8 protein-coding genes and 3 pseudogenes are annotated in these 26,122 nt (G+C 44.4%); 6 read left to right on the top strand and 5 right to left on the bottom strand.

The window, feature by feature from the left end; all coding sequences use genetic code 11:
- Window positions 1-5 precede the first annotated feature (5 nt).
- Window positions 6-893, bottom strand: a complete 888-nt coding sequence (locus K08M4_RS15575) for a LysR family transcriptional regulator (protein ID WP_086050532.1) — start codon at window positions 891-893, stop codon at window positions 6-8.
- Between the two features lie 130 nt (window positions 894-1,023).
- On the opposite strand from K08M4_RS15575, the gene K08M4_RS15570 reads away from it, so the two are divergent.
- Window positions 1,024-1,455 carry a PACE efflux transporter gene (locus K08M4_RS15570; protein ID WP_086050531.1) on the top strand — a complete coding sequence of 144 codons (432 nt, stop codon included), beginning with the start codon at window positions 1,024-1,026 and terminating at the stop codon, window positions 1,453-1,455.
- Between the two features lie 58 nt (window positions 1,456-1,513).
- On the opposite strand, the pseudogene K08M4_RS22490 reads toward K08M4_RS15570, so the two are convergent.
- From K08M4_RS22490 to rtxH, 4 genes and pseudogenes are all read right to left on the bottom strand, one after another.
- A pseudogene (locus K08M4_RS22490) lies at window positions 1,514-8,437 on the bottom strand (alpha/beta fold hydrolase); the annotation flags it as partial.
- A gap of 2,025 nt (window positions 8,438-10,462) precedes the next feature.
- Window positions 10,463-16,132: pseudogene (gene rtxA, locus K08M4_RS22485) on the bottom strand (MARTX multifunctional-autoprocessing repeats-in-toxin holotoxin RtxA); the annotation flags it as partial.
- Window positions 16,133-16,153: 21 nt separating this feature from the next.
- Window positions 16,154-16,615: an RTX toxin-activating lysine-acyltransferase RtxC gene (rtxC, locus tag K08M4_RS15560; RefSeq protein ID WP_017078533.1), complete on the bottom strand. Its 462-nt coding sequence runs from the start codon at window positions 16,613-16,615 to the stop codon at window positions 16,154-16,156.
- 26 nt (window positions 16,616-16,641) lie between these two features.
- The gene (rtxH, locus tag K08M4_RS15555; protein WP_086050529.1) at window positions 16,642-16,986 is read right to left on the bottom strand and encodes a protein RtxH; all 345 of its coding nucleotides are present in this window, start codon (window positions 16,984-16,986) and stop codon (window positions 16,642-16,644) included.
- A 351-nt stretch (window positions 16,987-17,337) separates the two neighbouring features.
- Between rtxH and K08M4_RS15550 the strand changes: the two genes are divergently transcribed.
- The 5 genes and pseudogenes from K08M4_RS15550 (at window position 17,338) to glpK (ending at window position 26,030) form a co-directional block, all read left to right on the top strand.
- The gene (locus K08M4_RS15550) at window positions 17,338-19,443 is read left to right on the top strand and encodes a peptidase domain-containing ABC transporter (RefSeq protein ID WP_086050528.1); all 2,106 of its coding nucleotides are present in this window, start codon (window positions 17,338-17,340) and stop codon (window positions 19,441-19,443) included.
- Window positions 19,440-20,801 carry an HlyD family type I secretion periplasmic adaptor subunit gene (locus tag K08M4_RS15545; RefSeq protein ID WP_004732228.1) on the top strand — a complete coding sequence of 454 codons (1,362 nt, stop codon included), beginning with the start codon at window positions 19,440-19,442 and terminating at the stop codon, window positions 20,799-20,801. Before K08M4_RS15550 ends, K08M4_RS15545 begins: the two co-directional genes overlap by 4 nt.
- 104 nt (window positions 20,802-20,905) lie before the next feature.
- Window positions 20,906-22,996 (top strand): annotated as a pseudogene (locus K08M4_RS15540) (type I secretion system permease/ATPase); the annotation flags it as partial.
- 590 nt (window positions 22,997-23,586) lie between these two features.
- A complete protein-coding gene (locus tag K08M4_RS15535) occupies window positions 23,587-24,447 on the top strand; it encodes an MIP/aquaporin family protein (protein WP_086050527.1) in 861 nt (286 codons plus the stop codon).
- 59 nt (window positions 24,448-24,506) lie between these two features.
- Window positions 24,507-26,030 (top strand): glycerol kinase GlpK, encoded by a 1,524-nt coding sequence (gene glpK, locus K08M4_RS15530; protein ID WP_004732235.1) that lies wholly within the window; start codon window positions 24,507-24,509, stop codon window positions 26,028-26,030.
- The last annotated feature ends 92 nt before the right edge of the window (window positions 26,031-26,122 follow it).

Here is a 26,122-nt window from a genome sequence, read left to right as displayed (position 1 = left end):
CCAGTTTACGTTTCGTCTAATAAGCCTTTCAATGCTTGTTCAAGCCAAAGTAATGCAGGACCTTTTGAGCGTGTTTTAGACAGAACAAGATCAACGGGCGGCGACCATGTTTTGTGATCGAATGAGACATTAATCTCCACTAAACGCTGTTTGTTCAGCCCCTCTTCGACAAGGTGCTGGGGTAAGTATGCCCAGCCAATATCGCTGCCAAGTACCATCTCTTTGATCACAATAAAGCTGTTCGACCACCATACCTTACCGGCAATCAGCGGAAACTGGTCCATCACCTTTCCTTTATCTCCCCTCAACATTAACTGACGATGCGGGAGTAAGTCAGAAAGTTTCGCCACACCTGTTTTTGCGAGCGAATGACTTGGATGACACACAGCAATAAACGGTAAGTGACCGATAAAGCATGGCTCAGAACCGACATCAAAAGCCAAGTTGGTAAACATCAATCCAATGTCGGCTCTCTCTTCGATAATTAACGGATTGACCTCTGTTGTGGTACACGCAACCAGTTCAACTTCAGTAGCAGGGAATTGTTGACTGAACTGACTAAGGATCTTAGATAAGTTCGGAACCAGTAATGAATCATCTAATGCAATTTTGATGAGCCCCTCTTCACCGCTACCCATCGCACTAACCGTCACATTCAGATCTTCAACCTGAAGCACGATCGCTTTCACCTGTTTAAATAACTGATCGCCTGCTTTGGTTAGTGAAGGCTTTCGAGTCGAACGATCAAAAAGCTCAACATTAAAATCTATTTCAAGATTACTGATGCCTTGGCTTACCGCCGACTGCACCTTCCCTAAATGACGAGCACTGGCAGAAAATGACCCTAATTCAACGGCATACACAAACATTTTCAGCTGTTCAATGTTGTACATTCGGTTTCTCCCAAAACTTACTATCACAATATGTGATGCTAACTATCTTTATATTATCACTTAACTAGATATTATCTAGCCAAGTCATTAGCCCATCGGCGGCTATTTAATCGTAAAGAGAGTTAGAAAAATGTCACATAAAGAACGCATGTTGCACATGGTGCTATTTGAATTGGTTGCTTTGGTTTTGATGGCAGGGCTTGCAACCTATATTACAGGAAACGGCGCAGGCGAAATGGCAGGCTTAGCGCTCGTAATATCATTGATAGCAATGGCTTGGAACTACGCTTACAACTATGGCTACGACAAAATTTACGGAGCTGACCGAAGCAAAAGAACCAAGAAAACACGTGTCCTGCACGGATTAGGTTTTGAGCTTGGCTTAATGACAGTGACTCTACCTGTCTTGATGTGGGTTCTACAACTCGACTTCCTAACCGTACTGATCATGGACATCGGCCTAGTTATTTTCTTCGTACTTTACGCGATAGCGTTCAACTGGGCGTATGACTCAGTTCGAGATCAATTGGTAGCGAAAGGAAAAGTAAGTGTGCTGAATTAATAAAGCCGTCTTCAAAAGAAGACGGCTCATATTATTTACCTAAAGTAGGGATTATTTGCTACGAGATAGCACTGTTCCCTTTAGATACATCGGACCATGCTGTTGTAATAGCAACGCGAGATTTACTATCAAGGTTATCGATAAAGCCATTATCACCAGCCTGAGGCTCAAAAGCGCTCATAGCTTGAACTAATGCATCAACCGCATTATTGGACAACACAGTATCATCTTGGGATGTGCCTTGATCTCCCATCGCCACAACAACTTGCGCACGATTACCATTGAAGTAATCATTGAAAGTGACAGAACCAATGTGTTCAAACTTGGCTTGGTCAGTATCACTTTCAGGATCGCGCAGTATCGACAATTTAAGATCATAGCCACTGCGTTCTAACCACAATTTCTGCCAGTCAATCCCATTGAAAACAATGTTGTCTTCGCTGCGAATGTCTTCAACGAGGTTGTCAATGACGTCACCACTTACAACAAAGCTATCTACGCCAGTGCCGCCCTTGAAGGTATTTTGGAATCCACCAAGTACCATCACGTCACTTCCTTCGCCACCATTGAGCTGGCTGAACTTAGAAAGCGCAGCAGCAATTAGGTGATCATCACTTTCGCCACCGTTGAGCACCGCGTTATAACCCATTAACTTAACAACATCATTGCCGCCACTAGCATTGATACGGTTGTAATTGCCAAAGACATTGGCGAAGTCATTTCCAGCCCCTAACTCAACTTGGTTATTATTACCAATCGTAACTGAGTAGTCTTGGTCGCCGCCTGTATCAACACGGTTATAGTTACCAGATGTGACGACATAATCACGGCCAGTTCCAGTGTCAATTTCGCCGCCTTCACCAAAGACAAACGACTCATCATCACCCGCGCCCAAGAAGACGTGATTGATTCGTCCAGCAACGACGGCAGTATCATTGCCTTCGCCACCGAACATCATATTTTCACGTCCCATTAGCACGCCCATATCATTGCCTTCACCGCCGGTAAAGATATTAGATGTTCCTGTCGCATAGTAGACATCATCACCTCGACCACCCCAGAAGTTATTGTTATCTCCTAGATACGCGCCGAGATCTTTACCATCACCACCCCAATTGAAGTTGTAATTGCCTAAAGAAACGTTGATGTCTCCATCGCCTTGCAAGTGACCGCTATTACGAAGGAAATCAAATGTTTTCTCCTTCATATTCAGTAGATCAGCCGTCAGGTTTTCTTTTAAGTTTTCCACCAGAGATTTCATTTCTGTTTGCTTATTTTCACTGAAAATGGTCGCAAACAAATTAGGTAGATTTAGCGAATTAAAACCAAATGCACGATCTTCCTTAGCGGAGCTATCTGCCGTTATTGCATGGCCGTGATCCTGAGCTCCAGCGACATTAGTGCCATTGACAGAAACGGATGAATTATCTTCTTCCTCTTCCGGTGCTTTTTCCTTCAAGCCGTGTGTTTCTGCGAACGTCTTAATGCCGTCAGCACCCATATTGATGCCCGACTCTAGGCTGTCTAGCAACTTAGCTGGGTCAACGAAGGCTTGTAATTGATCGCCACTAAACTCACCAACAACTTCCAGCATTTCTTTTAGGATTGCGACACCATCTACTGATTCGCCAGTACGAGACACAATATGCCCTGCAGCTGTGTAATCCACACCGAAGAGATCACCTAGCGTCGTCTCTGCACCTACACCGGCAAGTTGGCCTAGAAGCTTGTTTTTTAACTGACGAGGAAGATCCTCGGGGCTGTAAGTAAACGTTGTTTTAGCTTGCCCCGTTGTGGAAAATTGTTGAGTCATAAGACCAAACAACGAACCCAAATTGGTATCAAGAATCGACTGAATATTATCACCGAACATAAAGTTCCAGTTACCCGTCGTCACTTGAATATCAGCGCCTTGGCCACCAACAGCAAAGTTAAACGCTAGCTTCTCATTCGCTTGTCGGAACTTATCTGCACGGCTCATTTTGCTTGAGTCAGAGTTATCACTTCCGCCTAACCACTGGTTGTATTGCTTGTTTAACGTCGCTTCAGCGTCATTTTTCAAGCCGCGGCTACTGCGTTCGTTTTGAGAATCTAAGTCAACCAAGCTTGTGTAATCAACACTGCTACTCTGATCTAAGCCAGACATATCTTTAACGAACTTTTTAGCCCCAGATAATGTCCACTGCTGCTCTTGAGCAGCCAACCAATCTTGACCTTCACCTGAACTCGCTATGCTTTTTAACACACCAGAGATTCGAGAGGCGCCGTCAAACGGATTAACCAGAGGAGGCGTAGGAATTGATTTATCCATCATCACAATAAGGTCGTTGCTTTGCCCCAAATTGAAGCTCACATTACGATTACCGATGAACATCTGTGCGCCTTCTAGAGCTTGATATCCGCCAATATCAAAGCTATGTTTACTTTCCCCGTCACCAACGTGAACCATCACATTGTTGTCACCAAAAGCTAGAGATTTAAAGCCACCAGTGCCGACTTTAACGCTAACGTTCGAAGTGCCCCAGTTCACTGCAGTAAACTCACCATCACCGACATTAACTTGGATATTGCCAGAATAACTGAGCTTGCTCTTACTGCTACCAGATGATGAGGACTCTGTATCATTCTTGCGTTTTTCTGGTGCATTGAACACATCACTGTTTTCAGCAATTGCGCCGCGAGCGGTCTCATCAACGTCGCTGGTACCTACGCGAGAAAGATCGATGTCTCCTTCTGCGATACCATTTCTTATACGTTCATGTTTTTCGGTCACTTCGCCTTGTTCATCCCAGCTAAGTGTCACTTTGTTGCTTTTCTCTTTTTGTACCCAATGACCATTTTCGTCATGGGTATGTTTACGACCATTCGAGTCAACAGCAACTTCTGAGCTACGGACAGAAACATCGCTACGGATATCGTTGTCACCCATCGATTGAATAAGAAGTCTTCCGAAGCCATTTTGTTTGTCATCACTGATTAACGAACAACCGACTACACTAATATAATCAGGGCTAGCCTTGACATTTTCAGCCTCACTAAACGCTTGATTGAACGCTGCTAGTTTCACGGCTAACTCATCTGCGCTGTAACCGCTTAGATGAGTATTATTGTTTTCAGATTCATCACGACCATGACCAACTAGTTGCCAACGTAATTGTCCAGTTGACTTGTCTTTAGGTAACTTAGACGGGTCACCGTAAACCACACGATAATTACCGTCTGAGTCTAGCTGAACAACCACGGTACTATCTGGATGTTTGCCTGCTAAATTTTCAGCTGCTTTGGAAACCGAAGAATCATTCTCCATTTGAATAATGATTTGACCGTCAAAACGCGTTTCACCACCGTCAGATTGAGGGGATACTATGAGGCGTTCCCAACTGTTAACGTCTTTGTTTTTAACCGTGTCATCCGAGCCATTTAAGCTTGCTCGGAAATCAATCTTAGGTTTGTTCGCCACATCATCGTAGACAGTACGTAAAGTCTTATCATCTTGTTCGATGACAAACTGATCCGAGGCACTCACTTTAAGTGCAGGCAACCCTAAACGATGGGTAATACCTGGAACAAAGCTTTCGATGCCTTTATGTGACTGCAAGTGCGCTTTCCCGTAGATAGCGACAAACTTTTCGCCATCAGGAAGAGCTTGCAATGCATCGACGGCAACGTTGTTCGCAGCACCAGCACGGTACATCAAGCCATGCTCTGTACCTTGAACTGTAGGTCGCGCTGTACTATTTGCATCTAGAGCAAGAATACGCATCCCGTTAGCACGGGCGTTTTCAAACAACGTAATATCTAAATGCTTAGTTTTGATCATTGCACTCAACTCACTAGACATAATGCCTGTGGACAAATAGTTGTCGATCAGTGGTTGGGCAAGGTCGGAACGAAGATGCTCTAAGCCGATGACTGTCACACCTTGCTTTTTGAGCGCGTCCATTTGTTCATTAACAAAGCGCAGACCATTCACATCGCTTCCATGAACTTCCCCAATTAAGAGGCCTTTGCGCTCGTTGAGAAGTACTGACAATTGTTCTTCAACACCGCCGTTCGCACCCGCAAGCTTGTCGCTTAACTCATCATAACCAGCACCAGAATAACGGCGATCCCAATTGTCAACGTCGGTCTCATGACTGCTGCGATATATACCCTCAATGTGATCCATACGATCTGTCTCAAGCTGAGATATATAGCCTTGATCAGCGAATTTTTTCAGCAATATCATTTCAGCGGAATCACTGGTCGTTGAGTCAGACTTTTTAGCGGCTTCTTTCAAGAAGTAGAAAGCCATTTGTACCGACTCAACCCCCGTCAAATCCTGAAGCTCCTGATAGCTATAGCCAAGGTGAACGGTTTGTGTTGCCTCATCCAAAACAGCTTTACTAAGCAAGTCAGCAGACTGTGACTTTTCTAACCATAGTTTAAAGTCAGAATACTGTTCACCAAGCTCGATGTGATACTTCGCGTCAAAGCCCAAGTCACTCGGAGTTTCTCCTGCATAACCTTGTTTTGGCGATAAGTATGGGTCTTCATTAGCCCAGCGCACCATCATGTCCGTTAGGCCAACATGCTCGCCATTTGCTTCTTCCATAGCAACAACATAAATACGAGCGGCCAAATCAGTTCGCGTCTGTGCAATAGCATCAATGCTCTCTTGGGTTACTTTCATCTTGCCACTGAACAGCGCTGTGTTTACTTGCTCTTTCAATGTCGTCAACGCAAGGTTACGTCCAGAGGTTGGATGTTCGGCCAAATAATTATTGATCTGCTTGTTCAGTTCAAAACTCGCCCCCACCTGATCTCGACCAATAGAACTATGCACTAATTCAACTTGCTCCAAGATGGCTTGATAAGAAGCACCAATCGGTTTAGCAAAGACTTTACCGCCATCTTTCAACTCTTGCTTCGTCATAATGGTAGACAAATCAACGACTAATTTTGTCTTGTTTCCTAACGATTCAAGGTCCGTTACTTTTACTTCTGTTGACTTCTTAATTGGTGTTGCGTCAAAGACAGGTAAATCAAGAATTCCCTGCAATGTCGTCTTGTCACCCAATGTCGGCTTGTAAGTAGCCAACGTATCGCCATCCATCACTACCACGCGGTTGAAGATCGCCTCACCTGCATCGTTTTTACCCAGCTTGTAGCTTTTAGCCATGTTCAGGTCGGACTTACCGAAGAAACGCGTTAGGTAGGCACCAAATTTCTCTGCGGACGAGAACTCAACGATGCCCGCATTTGGATCATAGAAACCGTAAACACGATCCTCTCCTGAGCCTTTTGCCCAAGCCGCCATCGCGTGACCCGGCGCATCAAGTTCCAACAACACAGGTTTACCGTTAGCCGATACATCGGTGATCTTTTCAACCACACCGTTTACGGTCAGCGCTTGCTTCCCTTCCAGCTTTTCCTGCCATACTTTCATAGAAGTATCATGCATTGGGTTCTTAGCATGAATCGCAGCCAAGCTGCTGAGCAACTTGCTTGCATTGGCTTTTTCACTGTCGGAGTAAAGCGTTGGATTGCTCAGCACCGCCGCCGCAGAATACATTTTCTCCAGCAGTTGTCTTGCAACGCCAGTTTGACCATCGCTTTCTAACTGTTTCGCAACCAGAACAAGTTTAGAGAGTGGATCACAGCGTCCACCAAAACCGTCGTTCGATAGGTTCAACAGCATTAACTGCGGTGCGAGTTGCTCGGTAGCTTTCGCATCCACCACTCCAACAGAGGCAATCTCACGGAACAGTCGGTTATACTTCTCAGATTTGTTCTGGAACGTCACTTTCAGTGCACGACTTTCGATTTCCCAAGCAAGCGCACCTTTTTGCTCTGCACTCCAGTTGCCCTTAACAAACAGATCCACCAGTTGCTTGATGCTCATATCTGAGTAGAAGCCATCAACGGTGTCCTTCGCATGGTCGTTTTTGTAACCATTTAGGAAATCTTTGGTGGTCCGAATGTCTTTCGATTTTCCTGGTACGTTAGTATCCGGTTTCAGCGCGTCGCCATAGCGTTTAAAGTCTTCCTGTAGTCCTTTAAGCACTTCGCCCGCTTCTGTCGCCGCTTGCTCTGCATTGAACAAACCCGAGACAATTTGATCCGCGTACTGGCTCATCAAGCGATTACTCGCCTCGTGGCCATAGAAGGTTTGCTCACCGGTCACATTAAAGCCAGATACCGCTAGCTTGGCACGAAGCTTCTCACCTTCACCGCCTAAACCTTCATTATCAGTTAACAGCATGATCGGCGTATCTTTCGGTAAACCTTTCAAGTTTTTCTCTACGGAAAACTGGCCATTGACCGCTTTAGACAAAGCTCCAACAATTCCTGCCGGATTCGCCACTTCATGCGCAGTGATCGCTTTGGTCATGCTCGGCATTGGTCTATCCAATAACAAGCCCGAAACAGCTTGACCATTTTGAGCAGCGAAACGCGCGAGATCAGCCGCAATCGGACCGCCCATAGAGTACCCGTGAATAATAATGTTACTTGGGTCTATACCCTTATCATTCACGAGATACTTGAACATAGTACGGGCATCTTGATAGAGACCTTTTTCACTCGGCCCACCGTCGCTTTCGCCATAACCACGCATGTTAACAGCCAACATATCAATATTTTGCTTGTGATAATGACTGCGAATTGCGCTCGCTTGTTCTTCTGAGGATGAACCAGAACCGTGTAGGAACAGCACTACTTTACCGTTCCCAACACTCTCTTCGCCTTCAGATGCTTTAGCCCCCTTATGGAAGTATCCTGACAAACGACCAGCTTCACCTTTCAGAGTCACTTTTTGAGACTCGCCTTTTTCGACAGCAAACCCTAGCAATGTTTCGGTGATATCACCAACCTTACGACGAGCATCTTTAGTTCCGAACAACTCATTGTTTAGGAATCGAGTTAACGGGCTAACAGACTCTTTGTCGCGCGGTGGTGTACCATCATTTTCAATCGCTACGTTTTCTTTGTTCCGTTCTGAAATAGGTTTACGCTTACCACCAAGAGCTTCTAACTCGTTTGATGCGGAGTTTGCGTGCTCTTTGTAGAACTCAAGAGTTTTACCCAGGGCGTTGTCCAACGCATCACGCACTGTGCCCTTCGAGCTATCATCAACTAGATCTATCAGATCCTGATAATTAGCGGTATAGCTTTCCAGTACAGCTTTGCGATCATCTCCCGTTTCCTGAAGAGCCTTGTACACAGCAAGACTCTCGTTGACTGAGTGACCGCCGTCAAAGACTAGGAAAGACAATGTATTCAGATACGCTTGATCAACAGAGAATCCTGGATTCTTACTCGCAATATATTGGTTCAAGTGGGTCATGATATTGGTTGAACCCGACGCGCCCGTCACTACCGAGAGACCATTATTCAACGCATTGCTTTCAAAGGTTGTCTTTTTGCCCGGGTTAAGAATTCGACCATCCGCAACACTACGACCTTCTTTAAAGTCATCGTAAGTATCGCCCTTCGGCTGGTAATGAAGCGCTGTACCATAATCACTGGTTTTCTTTTCAATAAGGTTAACTTGGTTTTCACCATCAACCCCTGATGAGATTACTGTATTGGTTGAGCGAGCTTTGGTGATCACATTTTGATAAAAACGATCGCCTTCAGCTTTCCACGGAGCCATTTCCATCCCCAAGCCAGGGGTAATTGCCATTTTTACAGCAAGGAAAGGAACTTTAATCACTCCGAAACCATCATCAACCTGTGTCATCATGGTCTTGAAGTTGGCATGGCTCGGTGTATCTAAGAATTGAGTTAAGGTAGGTACTCGGCTAAACCATGGTCGCTCATCTTGAGCTATCGCTTGGGCAAATTCTTCCATTTTTGTCTGGATTCGCTCAGCTCTCAGGACGTCATCCGCCGCGTCCGGTAACAGGCTATGCATCCACTCGTCGAAATCATTAACTAAGCTATTCCCGATTTGAGCTGAAGTATTAATCGCTTTATCTGTCGGTGTTTTTACCAACTCATGAGCTATTTCAGAATCAAAACGGCGTCCAAACAAGTTATCAAAGTACTGACCTATTTCTTTTTCTTTCTTTGCATCAAAAAGCAACTTGCTTGCCAAAACTTGAAGTTTAGGGTGCGCAGCAAGCTTGTCATTAGCTTCCGTAAACAGCTTAACGGCGCTGTCTTGAGTCACATTACCGCTCATCCATAGCGTCTTAGCTTGCTCTGCTAACTTGTTTATTTCACTCGTAGAGGTTTCTGTACTCTCTACCTGACCTAATTTATAAATAAACTCAACAATACTCTCACTTTCAGTTTTTGCCGTTTCTCTGTCCGATGTTGAATTCGTCAGAGTCGGAGAAACTACTTCAAGAGACTTTAAGCTATTAATTTGGGCATCAGCTAGAGGTTCAACTAAACCAATTACACGGCCAACACCATCAAACACGACCTTAGACTCAAACGCTTCGACAGATTTTGGATCGATTGCAATACCAAAGATACCTGCATCCTTCGAACGGTTTTTCTGAATATGGCTTTGCAACGACACAATTTCAAACTGAAGTGTCTTAACCATCTCACCGCGTTGAGCAAATTCTTTCGGATTATTTTGCTGCCATTGTTCAACAGCTAGCTCTAATACAGCAAGGTTACTTTCAGATGGAATACGCTGAATTGACTGAATGTGACTTCTTACAGCTTTCAGCTCTTTGCTAGGTAAATCAGTTGAAAGTTTGCCAAGATGTCTCTTAGTCGAGTCGACAAATCTCACATCGTCAGGACCAAGTAATGAGAATTTAAAACCGTCTACGTTTTTCGTTATCGAAGCTGAAACATCAGCCGTTTCGCCCAACCCGTAAAGATTAACCCCTGAAATACGGATCTCTTTTCGAGCCACATCCTGAGAGTGCGTAGTTGGCAGCACAATGCTATCGGCATTGCTCTCAGTGAACAGAGAAGTGACTGAGCTTCCGGTATTTTTAGAACGAATGCCTGCATTGATTTGTAGTCGATTTACGGCTTGTACCGCACCGTCTAACGCTTCTTGTTCTTGATCGGTTAATCCTTCACTGAATCGACCGTCGGCACTCTGTGGATTTACCGTGTCGACATCGCTACTGGTTGTCTCTTCACTTTGAGTAAAGTGACTTTCATTAGATAAGCCGCTGCCAGAGGCACCTTGACGATCAGGGCGGTCACTTTCATTTTGCTTAGAACCTTTCGCGTCCGCTTGTGCTTGATGTGCTTTATTTTCAGCATTTCTTGCATCACTATTACCACGTTCTTCAGCGTCTCTAGCTGAATTATTGGCATTCGATTCAGCTTGTTTAGCTTCATTGGTTTTCGTGGTCGCTTCTGCTTTACGTGCATCAGCATCGGCTTTAGCGTCCGCAATATCTTGCTCTGCACTAGAACGATTATCTTCGCCTTTCGCAACGCCTGCTTCTGATTTAGCCACCGAATCGTTGACGTTCTTTTGGTTGTCTTTATGAGCCTGTTTCGCATCGGCGATCTGCTCGCCAGACACATCTTTGGCATTGTCTAATTGGGTTTGTACATCCTTTAGAAGACCACCAGCAAAACGATCGCGCCAATGATCACCAGACACTCCCGTATACTCAGCTTTGTTGTCAAGTACATCAAGGCCTTGAGCCATTGCCGTTAAATCTTTAGTTACCGCTTTAGACTCTTCGTTCACAGCGTCGCGCTGCGCTTGACCATTACTCTCTAATGCTTCTTGATCGGTTGATTCTAATTGAGCCTGAGAACCTGATACAGCTTCAAGTTGTTTCTGCTTTTCTTGCTCTAAACGCTGGCGATCGGCTTCCGCTCGTTCTTTGTCAGACATTGCATTTTTTGCAGCTTGATTTTGTTCCGCATTATCGGCAACAGCATTAGCTTGGTGTGACGTTTCAGATTTCGCCACCACATTATCTAAAACATAGCCCAACCCATCATTATGGCCTGTGCCTTTGAATTCTATTCGGTTGCTGCCAGAATTTGCAGTCAACTTAAGTGTTTTTTGTTGCCAAGCTGCTTCATCGCCAGAGGTTGAGAATACAACATCACCGTTCCAGAGAACCTCTATGCCTTCGTTACTTGAAATGCCTGCACGCTTCGCAAAATCAAAGCTAACCGCAATGACTTCACCTTCCGCTAAATCCGTTAAATCTTGAGAAAGACTTGTATTAGTATAAGTATCTAGCTCTGTTACACGTGAGCCATGGCCTTCGCCACTTACGCCATAAGCGCTACTTGAATATGATGCTTCTACGCCATGAGTAGATTCCCAACCGTCGCCACCTTGTTCAAAATCGCCATTAACTATCAGGTTAGGTGCTTGCGCTTGATCTGAAGACTCTTCGATGTTGAGTTCATTTTCCATGCTGCTGAGATCAGGCGTTTCAACGTTAGTCACGCTTCCACTTAGCCCGTCTCCTAGATCGGAACCTACTTCTTCGATTTCATCCAGAGCGAAACCATCAAGTTTCGTGATTTCAGGCGTTGAAATAGCACCTCGCCCTTTCTGAATTCCTGATGACGAAGCTTCATCACCTTGAACTAGGTAATTAATCGCTTGGCTGCCACCCACTCCAAGAAGAGTCTGTTTAATATTATCAAACAGTGCGGAAAGCTTATTGCTGCTCGTGTTACTTGACGCGACGGCTAGGCTATAGAAATCACCGTTACCCACTTTGATAGCAACGTTATTTCTGGCATAAGAAGCGTTAATCCCTAAGCCATCACCTACGTGAATATTCACGTTTGCTTTGCCTTTCATCACCGCAACATTTAGACCGTCACCCACTTTGGTGTTGACGTTATATTTGCCCCATGCAACGTTAACTGAAATACCGTCACCAATTTTGGTGTTGATATTCGCATCACCATAGGCCGCCGTTACACTCAGGCCATTACCCACGGTTGTCGTAATGTTAGCTTTACCTTTCGCCGCCGTGACCTGCATACCATCACCGACTTTAGTGACAATATTGCCCTTGCTCCAAAGTGCGTTGAAGCTATCTCCGTCACCCACTTGAGTAATGATGTTCGCTTCACCTTTCGCTAAAACAACATTACGGCCATCACCCACTTTCGTAATGATATTCGCTTTGCCCCAAGCTCCCGTGTAATCATCGCCATTACCGACGTGAGTAATGACATTCGCCTTACCTTGAACCACAGAAACTTCTTGGCCATCACCTACTTTGGTAATGATGTTCGCTTCACCTTTGGCGAAGTTGTATCGATCACCGTCACCGACGTGAGTGAAGATATTTGCTTGTCCCCAGGCCACGTTAACGCCTAATCCATCGCCCACTTTTGTGATGATGTTAGCTTTACCTTTCGCCAAACCAATAGTCGTACCATCACCCACATGGGTCATGACATTGCCCACTTTTGATATCAGTAAACCAACGGTGGTTCCTTCGCCAACTTTGGTTAAGATATTACCTTTACCCGCCAACACAGCTGCGGTTGTTGCATCACCAACATGGGTCACTACGTTTGCTTTCGCAGCTGCGACAACACCCATGAAGTCATCACCGACTTTCGTTATGATATTCGCTTCACCAAGGGCTAGTACGCCAGTAAGACCATCTCCTACGTGAGTCATAATGTTTGCTTTACCAAACATCGCGGCTAAGGTTGTTCCATTACCCACTTTCGTCATCACGTTTAGTTCGCCAGCAAATAAACCTAAGCTTGTGCCATCACCAACGTGAGTATAGATATTCGCTTTACCGATCATTAATGCAGCAGTTAGGTCATTACCCACTTTAGTCATGATATTGGCTTGGCCAAGCATTGCAGCAAACGTGCTGCCATTACCCACCTGAGTGAATATATTTGCGTTACCTACCATCGCGGCTATCGAAGTACCATTGCCCACTTTGGTTGCGATATTACCTTTCGCCACCATTAATGCGACTGTTGTACCGTCACCAATGTGCGTAAAGACATTGGCTTCCGCGACCATAAGCGCTAATGCATCACCATGACCAACCTTGGTAAATACATTGCCTAGGCCACCCATTAGCGCCCATGCGTTCCCTTCACCAACGTGAGTGAAGATATTGCCTACGCCGATCATAGCTGCTATTGAAGTGCCGTCGCCTACTTTGGTGAAGATATTACCCGCAGCACCCATTACGCCAATTGTTTGGCCATCGCCGACATGAGTCAGTACGTTACCAATACCCAACATAATGCCAGTGGTATCACCATCGCCCACCTTGGTTAGAATGTTCGCCCCACCAACCATGACGCCAGTTGTCGAGCCATCACCAACATGTGTAAGTACGTTAGCGCCTCCTCCCATAACGGCAAGCGCATTGCCATTGCCTTTTTTGGTTAGGATGTTTGCACCACCAAGTGCGACTGCGGTCGTATTTGAGGCCGTATCATCACCGCTAATATGAGTAATGATATTGGCACCACCAAGCATACCTGCCGTGAGGTCACCGTCACCCACTTTAGTCATGACATTCGCGCCACCGACAAGTACAGATGCGATGTCACCCTTACCAACCTGTGTCATGACATTAAAGCCACCGACCGCTAACCACAGCCCGTTGCCAGAACCAATTTGGGTGTGCGTGTTGTAGCCGCCTAGCATAGTCAAACGACTATTACCGTTACCTTTGTGAACTGAAATATTGCCATAAGCAAGTAAGTGAGCTAAATATTCGCCATCACCAATACGAACCAATACATTGACCGCACCGCCTGCATAGACATCCATTTTGCCTTGCTTGCTCTGATGGACTAATACGTTAGCCAAACCAGCACCACGGAAAGTGAGATCGCCTTCATCGCCACTTTTAACAATAACGTTAGCCGCGCCACCACCAATAAATTCAGTATCACCAAACTTAGAGCTGTGAAGGATAACGTTGGCAATCCCTCCACCATTAAAATGAACATCACCGCGGGTAACATTGGATTTGATGACGTTACCACCACCAACACCATTAAAACGCACATCTCCTGAGCTTTCACCGGTATCTGTAGCAGGTTTGATCAATGCTTGTTCATTGTACTCGTCAATATCTGCGACCGTTTCGCTAGTACTTCTTACCGCATTTACACTGTACTGAAGATCACTCAGCGAATATCCACCTCGACCCATTGAGTGATAACCATTTGCTGACGAAATATCTTCATTGGCCAAATTTCCGGTGTAATTACCTTCTTTGTACCAAGAACGGGCCTGGTACTTTAACTCGCCAGTTTCTGAATCATTCGCTAATTCAACCACCACAATTTTTGTATAAGGGCCAAGCACTTTCGCATATACATACGTGTTTGATTTACGATTTGACTTAACACCTTTAACATCAACTGTGGTGCCATTTGTAGAAATAGCATGGCCACCCATTTTTGCATCGGCCAAAACAACATCTTCAGCATCGATTAAGGCACCGTTTGCGTATGTAACCCATTCATATTCAGTCAGGTCTTTCTCAATAGCATGAACGGTTACTGGCTGTTGATGTTCCACCGTAAGATCAGATAGTGTATACGCGCCATTAATGTTGACAGCATTGAACCCTCCCTGAGAAGAGATATCTAGATCTGATAAGTTATCAAGGTGATTACCCGCTTTATACCAAGCGGTAGAGTAGTACTCTAACAAGCCAGTTTGAGGATCGTTACGAAGCTGAACTTTGTTGATTTTTGTATAAGTATCGTCTGCGAATGCAAACAGGTAAGTATTAGGTTCACGAGATGAGCTGATGCCAGTTACTTGATGATTTTGACCAACCCAAGAGCCACTCATTACAGCCTTAGTAAGCACGATTTCATCGGCATTGGCATTGGCTAACCCTTCGCCTTTGAAATCGTTACCAGACCCTTTACGGGTAATCTTGTTGTAAGCCCCGCCTCCAGAGAAATGAATATCACCGTGTGCCACATCAGAATAGATACTGTTGTATCCACCAACTCCTTCAAAACGAATGTTGCCACGTGTTTCCACATAGACATCATCCGATTGTCGCGTACGTTCAATACGGTTTGATGCGCCCGCACCCTGCAATGTTATATCACCGACTTTACCTTTTCGTACGAGATGGTTATCGGCACCAGCACCACGGAAAGTGATATTACCCGTTTCTACTCGTGAGCTAATACTGTTGGCAGCACCAACACCATCAAACGTCACATTACCGCGAGAACCCTGGTATTTATTGAACCAAGTTCGGTCAAGTTTGTTTCCGGCCCCAGCTCCAGTAAAGGATAAATTACCTTGATTTGTTTCATGCCAAAGGCTGTTATAGCCACCAGCACCACCAAACGTCACATTACCACTTAGACCTTTACGGGTTATCCCATTATATGCAGCAACACCGCCATAATTTACGTCACCGCGATTACCTAGATGATCAATAGATACTCCACCAGCAGCGCCAGCAAATGAAACGTTCCCATCGCCACTTTTGTTAATGTCCGCATACCCGGCAGCACCTTGTACATTTAGGTTGCCAACAGAGTCTTCTACTCTTAGATATGCCGCACCACCTACTACCGTATCATTTCCGCTACCCGTATAAACCGTCGCCCCAATTGAACCGACAGTGACGTGATCATCACCTCCACGAGCATGTATTTCGCCGCCAAAACCGATAGCAACAATGTTGTTGTTACCTTCATCGGCAGAATAGTTCCCTGTAAAGAAGTATTCAACACTTCTCCAAAATGGTTTTCCCATAAAAAAAACTCTAAATTTGGGTTAAATAGAAAACCACTGTACTTTTCTGATACAGCGATCATTTTGAACATCGACCTTGCCGCGGACAGTGCAAACTTTCTGCCCCTTCCACGGAAGGAATACACGGCGTCGAAGGTCATTTACGACCTCTCGACCATGCCCGAATGGCGCTATCATCTCTGGAATATAAATATGCTGACCGGACCGCCAGTCAGATAAAGAGATTTCTCGATTCCCTGATAGCAGTGCATCTCGACTCTGCTCAGACAAAAACGCCCAATTACAAAATGCAATTGGGCGACCTTGTTCATCTTCGTAATAGCAAAACTGGTTTAGCTCAAACGCCGGCATAATGCGCTGCTGCCATTCAGCAACAACGTATCTGCTGTGGAGAGGAGAATGCTGACTTAACAACATCACCCCACCAATTAAATTTTTAATTTGAGCTAAGGTAAGATTTGCTGATTGATGTGTAATAGACATAGGCTCTATATCACCGAATACAGCTATTATTTAGCTTTAGAAGCTCTCTTCTTTGGCGCAAGTTTTTCTTCTGTCTGCACTTCTTCAGTCTGCTCAACATTAGGCTCGTCTGAAGGTAAAAAACCTGCTGCAACTAGCTTGTCAAATTCTGCCGACATGCGAGGATCTTCGAGCATATTTTTAACCATTGAGACCATATACATAAAACCAGAAGCTGGCATATGAACGACTTGTTTAAGTTCGAGGTCACCATCATTTTCAGCCATTACGCCGCTAGCCATATTGTTTTGATCTTGACCTACGAAATAAAGAGAGAAAACACCTTTATTGTAATTAACACTAGATACTGTTTGAACAAACTTTTCTGTCATAAATTAAACCCGATTAATTATATACAACGGCTTGATTAGCCTTGGAAACAACTATTATTAAAATAGAAAAACACAAAATAAGAATTAGTTGCGTTTTATAAATTAATTTTACACCTCAAAAAAACTTGAATCAACTTACTTTTATTTTTGTTTTAGAGTATATATTCTATTAATTGAAAAACTTAAAAATCTCATTATCATAATAAAAAAAATAAACAATGCATTTTCCAAGAAAAATGTTGCATGTTTTATTTTTCTTATTAGTAAATATAAATTTGAAGAGTTTCTAAGGTGCTGATACTATGCCGCCCTTTTTTAAACATCATAAAAATCAGCAATGAAGCTTAAATAATGACACAAAATGAAGTTCTAACCCTGAAATGTATAAACCTATACTTGAGTATTTTAGGCGTAAAAAAAGACATAACTAATATAAAGAACACAACTGAAGAATCAAAAAACTTCAACGATGAATTAAAGAAAATACAAATAAACAACAAAGTTAATGTTGTAATTAAACGCTCAAAAACAAAAAAAATTAACAATATAACAACACCTGTTATTCTATTTGATGCTCAAGGGTTACCATTTATTTTAGCTAAGACTAATAAAGGATCTTGTTTAATACAAAACCCTAATAAAGAATCTCCTGAAGTTATTTCTTATGATAAAATCAACTCGATATGGAATAAAAGTTGGCTTGAAATAAAACAACCTCAATCACGTTTTGATATCACCTGGTTCATTCCTGAGTTTTTGCAACACAAAAGAATACTCGGGGAAATTTTTTTGTTTTCTTTTGTATTGCAAATACTCGCCTTAATCTCACCGCTATTTTTTCAGGTTGTGATGGATAAAGTGCTTGTACATCAAGCTTGGTCAACCCTTGACGTGCTTGTGATAGGGCTTGTGATCACTGGCATTGTAGAGGTTATACTTCGCGGCTTGCGCGAATATCAATATGCGCACACAGCCAATAGAATTGATATTCAATTGGGGCTTAAATTAGTAAAACACTTACTTGGCCTTCCTTTGATGTTCTTCAAAACACGCCAAGTAGGCGCTATCGTAACTCGAGTGCGTGAGCTCGATACCGTACGAGAATTTTTGACAGGCTCTATGTTCACTTTAACTGTCGAGTTCTTGTTCATGTTTGTCTTTCTCTACGTAATGAGCTTACTTTCGTCGACCCTCACATGGTTATTTATTGCAACCATTCCTCTTTATGTATTGCTCGCTTGGTGGCTTACGCCTCGAATGCAAACAGCGGTAGAAGAGCAATTTACACATGCTGCTGCAAACACCTCATTTCTAACAGAAACAGTGGCTGGCAGTGAAACTCTAAAAAGCTTAGCCGTAGAGCCACGCTTTGTTCGCCGTTGGGACGAACAAACAGAAAAAATGGTTTCTACTGGATACGTAGTCCAACAAATCAACAATCGCTCTAATCATGCTGTTCAACTTATACAGAAGGTAACCAGTGTCGGTATTTTATGGCTAGGAGCAACTGAAGTATTGTCATTGGAGATGACTATTGGCCAACTCATTGCCTTCAACATGATGACGAATCACATCGCTCAACCCTTATCTCGTATGGTCGAACTTTGGGGGCAGTTTATTCAAACCCGCGTAGCGTTAGAGAAATTAGGAGACATGCTCAATTTGCCGGTAGAACAACATACAGGTAACGACATGGTGACAATGCAAGGGGCTATTTCTTTCAAAAACGTTCTGTTTCGTTACCAACTTGATACCCCTCCTACTCTCCATAATTTATCTTTGGATATACAAGCAGGAGAAACCTTAGGCGTTGTCGGCACATCTGGTTCTGGGAAAAGCACCTTAGCTCGATTATTACTGCGACTATACAACCCAGAGCAAGGGTTAATCGCGGTTGATGACACTCCACTGAATCAAATTAGTATTCAGCAACTGCGCCAACAAATCGGCATAGTGCTGCAAGAAAACTATTTATTTAACAAAAGCGTTTGCGAGAATATTGCCCAATCAAAACCTGAGGCAAGCTTAGAAGAGGTTATCGAAGCGGCGAAGCTCTCTGGAGCCCACGAGTTTATTATGAAGCTCCCAATTGGCTATGACACGATATTAGCCGAAGGCGGGCAATCTCTTTCTGGCGGGCAGAAGCAACGGCTCGCGATTGCACGAACTCTGCTTTCTAACCCCAAAATCATTATTTTAGATGAAGCTACTAGTGCACTTGACGATGAATCACAGGCGTTGATTCAATCCAATATGGCGAACATCGCAAAGGGCCGAACGGTCATTACTATCGCTCACCGATTATCCACCGTACGAGATTGTGATCGAATTATTGTTCTTCACCAAGGGAGTATCGTCGAGCAAGGCAGCCACCAACAATTATTAACGTTGGGTAAACAGTACAAACAGTTGTGGCAACTTCAACAAGAGCTCAAACAAGAGGATTCAAACGCATGAAAAGCGTAATCAAGCAATTCTTGGCTAGATTCAAGTTCAACCAAGCTGCAGAGAACCACTACGAGTTTTTGCCTGCACACCTCGCTTTGTCACAGCGCCCTCCTTCACCATTTGCTCGTTTAACGGCAATCACTCTTAGCCTAGGGGTAATGGCGGTATTGCTTTGGGCGTATTGGGGAAAACTGGACGTACAAGCGACAGCAACCGGGCGTTTCGTTGTCTCTGGACGTTCACAAGTAATTCAATCTTATGAACAAAGTAGAGTCCTCTCCATTCACGTTAAGGACGGGCAGCGAGTTGATAAAGGCGCGCCACTTCTTACTCTCGACACCCTAGGCATTAATCAAGATATTACACGTCTCATCACTCAATCCGAATATCAGACAAATGAGTTAGTTCGCTATCGATCTCTGAACAGTGGCCTTCCACTCTCTAAAGACCTTCTATTTTCGACCTTACCATCGGCACAGCAGACATTAATCAATGAAAACCACCTTAGCGAGAAACGCGAGTACGAGTCGACTCTTGCAAGTATCAAGGCAGAAATGCACGTCAACAATGCATCACAGGCAGCCCGTCAAAGCGATATCAACGCTTTAATCCAGTTGACCGAAAATATTAGCCAAAGACTCGCGGCACGAAAAACGTTGAATCAAATAAAAGTCATTGGACACGTAGAGTATCTAGAGCAAGAAAAAGAGCTACTGGAGGTTCAGCGTCAAGTGTCTCAGCAGCGAGCTGAATTAGAGGTTTTGAAATCCCAATATCACAGCCTTGAAGAGAGGTTAACCGGTTTCAAAGCACAAAAGCAAAGAGAGTGGCTTGAGAAACGAAAGCAAGCAAAGTTGCAGTTGGTTGGGTTAGCTCAGGAGTTATCTAAAGTTCGTGAGCGTGAACAATTAGAAATAATCCGCTCCCCTGTCGATGGCACGGTGCAGCAACTCAGCATTTACACGCTAGGCGCGGTACTTCAACCTGCACAAAACTTGATGATTATTGTCCCTGGAAATTCCGTTCAGCAAGCAGAGATACAGATTCTCAACAAAGATGTAGGTTTTGTTTATCCCGGACAGTCAGTGACCGTCAAAGTAGATGCGTTTCCATATACTCGCTACGGCACTATCGAAGCGGAGTTGTTAAGTATTTCTCGTGATTCGACCACGGATGAACGTCTAGGGCTTGTTTTCCCAGCCCAAGTTAAACTCATCAATAACAATATCTTAATTAACGGAGAAAGCGTTGAGCTAACGCCTGGTATGTCCGTTGTTGCGGAAATCAAAACGGATAAGCGCCGAGTTATCGACTATATACTTAGCCCAATACGTGAATACCAAGCTGAGTCGCTACGAGAGAGATGAGAATGGATATGACCTTATCAACAACACAAGATGTGCCTATCGCCCAAGATACATCTTGCACTCAAGATACCTCTAGCAATCAAGATATATCTGCCACAAAAGATAATGGCGGAATAGACGCCGTCGTTTATGCCGGAAATCACTTTCACAAGAAATCGACTAAAACACAGCTAAAACATGCATTGGGTGTCAATCATTCCAATTTGAGCGACATGCAAATAAGGGAAGCGGCGGATTATATCGGCCTGAAAAGTCAAGTAACGAAAGTAAAATCAAACGAGTTAGATACCCTTCCACTACCCGTTTTAATTGAAATCGACAATAGTTGGAAAGTGCTCACAAAGTCAGCCGATGGTTCCTCTCTTTTATATGACCCAACCACTCAATTAGACCAACAGAGTGAGCTTAGTCTGAGTAGTCAATTATCGATGTACAAGGTAATGCTGGTCGCGGATGAAAGACTAAGTAACAAAGAAGTGAAATTTGGCCTTAGTTGGTTTGCCCCCTCTATTTGGCGTCAAAAAAGCCAGATGCGTGATGTGTTTTTCTATGCTATTGCACTTCAGATATTCGCACTAGTAAGCCCGTTGCTATTTCAAAATGTCATCGACAAAGTACTAGTAGGTCGCAGTTTATCAAGTCTTCATGTGCTCGCAATGGCCATGCTCGCATTAGCTATTGCTGAACCAGCATACAGCTACTTACGCAATACCGTCTTTGGTCATTTGGCGAGTCAGGTTAATGCTGAGCTATCAGGGCGCCTTTATCGTCACTTAGTTGGCCTTCCACTCACTTATTTTAAGCAGAGACAAACCGGGCAAATCATTGCGCGAGTTCGTGAAATGGCACAAATCCGTCAGTTTTTAACGGGTTCGACGTTAATGTTAGTACTCGACTTAATTTTTGTGGCTGTCTTTATCGCCGTCATGTTCCACTATGCTAGTACTCTGACTTGGTTAGTCATCGGTTCATTGATCATCTACTTCTTACTTTGGCTTATCGCTGGCCCCTTAATAAGAAAAAAAGTGGAATCAGAATACGAATCAGACGCCGACGCCACAACCTTTTTAACTGAAGCAGTAACAGGCATTGAAACCATTAAAACAACTGCGACTGAACATCGATTCTTACATCAATGGCAACGCATACTCAGCCAGCAACTAAAGCGTAGTTTCGATGCTCAAAAGTCTGGGTTAATCGCAGGGCAAAGCATCGCACTTATCCAAAAGCTTACCGCCGCATTATTGCTATGGTGGGGAGTCAGCGCTGTACTAAATGGTGAGCTAACGCCCGGTGAATTGGTCGCATTCAATATGTTAGCTGGTCATGTTACCCAACCGGTACTTAGACTTGCTCAAATTTGGCAAGACTTTCAACATACTCTCATTGCATTGAAGCGAGTGGGTGACATTCTTGATGAACCAAAAGAAAACAGTAAACAGGGGCTAGCTTCTGTCCCTGAACTCAATGGTGGCATAGAGTTTCACAACATTAGATTCCGTTACCACGAAGACGCTCCAGAGGTACTAGCTAACCTCTCATTAGAAATAAAACCAGGGCAATTTATCGGTATTACAGGCCCATCGGGCTCAGGGAAAAGCACCATAACCCGGCTACTACAACGCTTGTATGTTCCCCAGCATGGTCAAGTGTTGGTCGACGGTATGGACCTAGCTATCGCGGACCCTATATCGTTACGCCGCAATATGAGTGTTGTGTTGCAAGACAGCATTCTTTTCTCAGGAAGTGTTGCAGATAACATTCGCCTAAGTAAGCCACAAGCTTCAGATGAAGAGATGCGCCACGCAGCGCAACTTGCTGGCGCTCTAGAATTTATTGAAGAGCTTCCCCACGGATTCGATCAACCTGTTGGTGAGAAAGGCTCTTCTCTATCTGGTGGTCAGCGTCAACGTGTCGCATTGGCAAGAGCCTTACTCGTAAACCCTCGAATTTTGCTGCTTGATGAAGCGACTTCTGCTCTCGATTATAACTCTGAAGCTGCCATCATGAGCAACATGGACGAGATCTGTCGAGGTAGAACCGTAATTAGCATCGCACACCGCCTCAACACTCTTCGTCATGCGGATAACATTCTAGTTCTTGATAAAGGCCAAGTGTGTGAAAACGGAACTCACGATGAGCTGGTTGAGAAAGAAGGGCTTTATGCCAAACTCTGGAAACAACAGATAGGGTAATAAAATTATCATATCTATTGCGAGAGAAGATCGAACTTAGGCTGTACCTGAGTATCCGTATTTGATTAATTCAATATCAAACATCGTTCAATAACTAGAGTCTCAAACACCGATCGTAGACAATTCTTTATAACTTGTTGTTAACCAACTACGGCAAGTTAAAAGCCATGAACTGACTAACTATTAAAACTGCCAAACTACAACATAGTTGGCAGTTTATTCATTTATGCATATGAGCTCATTTGTTAACGCCCTTGTTACATAGCAAAAACATCACACAGCCCTCCCTAATTAAGTCTAATAATCCGCCACTCACGAAGTAGCATCACAAATCCAAACATAAACTCCTCGTACCAGTTGCGCATTCATTTACATATAGGTAGTTTGAGCGGCTTCGCAACCTATCAATTCGAGCAATGACGTTCATGCGAGCATCTTTTTCGAGCAAAAGTGTTCGGATTAACATTTCAAGTGACTTTAATTAACAATTTTATGCTCAAACGCTCACTTTTGATGTTCGTTTATTTTCGAGTTCGCAAATATATGCACAATACACGTGCTAGATAAGCAAAACTAAAAAGGACTCGAACATGACAACAAACAAACACCCTTCTTTATTTGGGCAATGCTTGGCTGAATTTATCGGCACAGGATTACTCATATTCTTCGGCGTTGGCTGTGTGGCAGCACTGGTACTGACCGGTGCGACATTCGGACAATGGGAAATCAGCATCATCTGGGGCTTCGGTGTTGCGATTGCAATTTACTGTACTGCCGGCGTTTCAGGCGCACACATCAACCCAGCCGTAACGATTGCACTGGCCATGTTCCATGGCTTCGATAAAGCGAAAGTGGTGCCTTACATCATTTCGCAACTGCTTGGCGCTTTCTGCTCTGCAGCATTGGTTTACAGCCTGTACAGCAACCTATTTACTGACTACGAAATCGCACATAACTTTGTTCGTAGCAGCCAAGACGCACTATCAACTGCTGGTATCTTCTCGACTTACCCACATGCTTCACTTTCTTTCTTCGGCGCTTTTGCTGTGGAATTCGTGATTACTGCAGTGTTGATGTTTGCCATTTTAGCGTTAGGTGATGAGAACAACGGCGCGTCTCGCGGTGCAATGAACCCTCTACTGATCGGTATTCTTATCGCGGTTATCGGTGGTTCTTTAGGTCCACTGACGGGCTTTGCAATGAACCCTGCTCGTGACTTCGGACCAAAACTGTTCGCTTACTTTGCAGGTTGGGATTTCGCACTAAGCGGTGCTCGTGATATTCCTTACTTCATCGTTCCAATTCTTGCTCCAATTGCTGGTGCGTGTTTTGGTGGTTGGTTGTACCCACGTGTTATCGGTGCTTACCTACCAGTAGAAGGCCAAGGCTGCACAATTCCAAACCAATGTGAAACAGAAGAAGAAGCTGAACAAGCTCAAGCTCAAGCTTAATCCCTAAGCGACCTTACATTTACTAAAATATAAATAACGAAAGAAAAAGGATTCTTACCATGACCGAGCAAAAATACATTGTTGCCCTAGACCAAGGCACCACAAGTTCTCGCGCTGTAATCCTCGATCACGATGCAAACATCGTTAGTTCTTCTCAACGAGAATTCACTCAGATTTACCCGAAAGCGGGTTGGGTTGAGCATGATCCAATGGAAATCTGGGCGACTCAAAGCTCTACATTGGTTGAAGCTCTTGCTAAAGCAGGCATCCGCAGCGATGAGCTAGCGGGCATTGGTATCACGAACCAACGTGAAACCACCATTGTTTGGAACAAAGAGACAGGCAAGCCTGTTTATAACGCAATCGTATGGCAGTGTCGCCGTACTGCAGACATCTGTGAAGACCTAAAAGCGCGTGGCCTAGAAGACTACGTACGTGACAATACTGGCTTAGTCCTTGACCCGTATTTCTCAGGTACCAAAGTAAAATGGATTCTAGACAACGTTGAAGGCGCTCGCGAAGACGCTGAAGCTGGCAAATTACTGTTCGGTACAGTTGATACTTGGTTGGTTTGGAAAATGACTCAAGGACGTGTACACGTTACGGATTACACCAACGCGTCACGTACTATGTTGTTCAACATCAATGACCTATGCTGGGATCAGAAGCTACTTGATGAAATGGGCATTCCCGCAATCATGATGCCTGAAGTGAAGCGCTCTTCTGAGGTTTACGGTCAAACGAACCTTGGTGGTAAAGGCGGTACTCGTATCCCAATCGCGGGTATTGCGGGTGACCAACAAGCTGCACTTTACGGTCAAATGTGTGTAGAAGCAGGCCAAGCTAAGAACACTTACGGCACAGGTTGTTTCCTTCTAATGAACACTGGCCAAGAGAAAGTAACGTCGAAGAACGGCCTACTAACAACGCTAGCATGTGGTCCTAAAGGCGAGCCTGCATACGCACTCGAAGGTGCAGTATTCATGGGCGGCGCATCAATCCAATGGCTACGTGATGAAATGAAGCTGCTGGCTGGCGCAGAAGACTCTGAGTACTTCGCAACCAAAGTAGATTCTTCAAACGGCGTTTACGTAGTCCCTGCGTTTACTGGTTTAGGCGCACCATACTGGGATGCTTACGCTCGCGGTACGATTGTTGGCCTGACTCGTGGTGTTAACTCTAACCACATCATCCGTGCAACGTTGGAAGGTATTGCTTACCAAACGCGTGACGTACTTGACGCAATGCAAGCTGACTCTGGCATCAAGCTAGCGAAACTACGTGTTGATGGCGGCGCAGTAGCGAATAACTTCCTAATGCAATTCCAATCAGACGTGCTGGATACTGAAGTTCACCGCCCTGAAGTAACGGAAGTAACCGCTCTGGGCGCCGCTTACCTTGCCGGCCTAGCGGTTGGTTTCTGGGACAGCATTGATGAGCTTCAAGACAAAGCCGTTCTTGACCGCACATTCATGCCGCACCACGACGAAGAAAAGCGTAACCGCCGTTACAAAGGTTGGAAACGTGCTATCAAGTGTGCACAGGTTTGGTCTGAGCTGCACGATGACGATGACAACGAGTAATACTGATTATTCAGCTAATCGTTAATCATTAGCCGCTGACCTAGGAACCCGAGTAATCTAATCGACTAGATTGTTCGAACCTCAGCAAACGA

Source organism: Vibrio syngnathi (genome assembly GCF_002119525.1).
Classification (GTDB): Bacteria; Pseudomonadota; Gammaproteobacteria; order Enterobacterales; family Vibrionaceae; genus Vibrio; species Vibrio syngnathi.
Note: the sequence above shows the minus strand (reverse complement) of the source record. Positions and strands in the feature narration are given on the sequence as shown.

What these genes read in the sequence shown, in the direction of transcription:
- K08M4_RS15545 (WP_004732228.1), top strand. Translation starts at nt 19,440, where the DNA reads ATGAAAAGCGTAATCAAGCAATTCTTGGCTAGATTCAAGTTCAACCAA.
- K08M4_RS15550 (WP_086050528.1), top strand. Translation starts at nt 17,338, where the DNA reads ATGACACAAAATGAAGTTCTAACCCTGAAATGTATAAACCTATACTTG.
- rtxC (WP_017078533.1), bottom strand. Translation starts at nt 16,615, where the DNA reads ATGTCTATTACACATCAATCAGCAAATCTTACCTTAGCTCAAATTAAA.
- K08M4_RS15535 (WP_086050527.1), top strand. Translation starts at nt 23,587, where the DNA reads ATGACAACAAACAAACACCCTTCTTTATTTGGGCAATGCTTGGCTGAA.
- K08M4_RS15570 (WP_086050531.1), top strand. Translation starts at nt 1,024, where the DNA reads ATGTCACATAAAGAACGCATGTTGCACATGGTGCTATTTGAATTGGTT.
- glpK (WP_004732235.1), top strand. Translation starts at nt 24,507, where the DNA reads ATGACCGAGCAAAAATACATTGTTGCCCTAGACCAAGGCACCACAAGT.
- rtxH (WP_086050529.1), bottom strand. Translation starts at nt 16,986, where the DNA reads ATGACAGAAAAGTTTGTTCAAACAGTATCTAGTGTTAATTACAATAAA.
- K08M4_RS15575 (WP_086050532.1), bottom strand. Translation starts at nt 893, where the DNA reads ATGTACAACATTGAACAGCTGAAAATGTTTGTGTATGCCGTTGAATTA.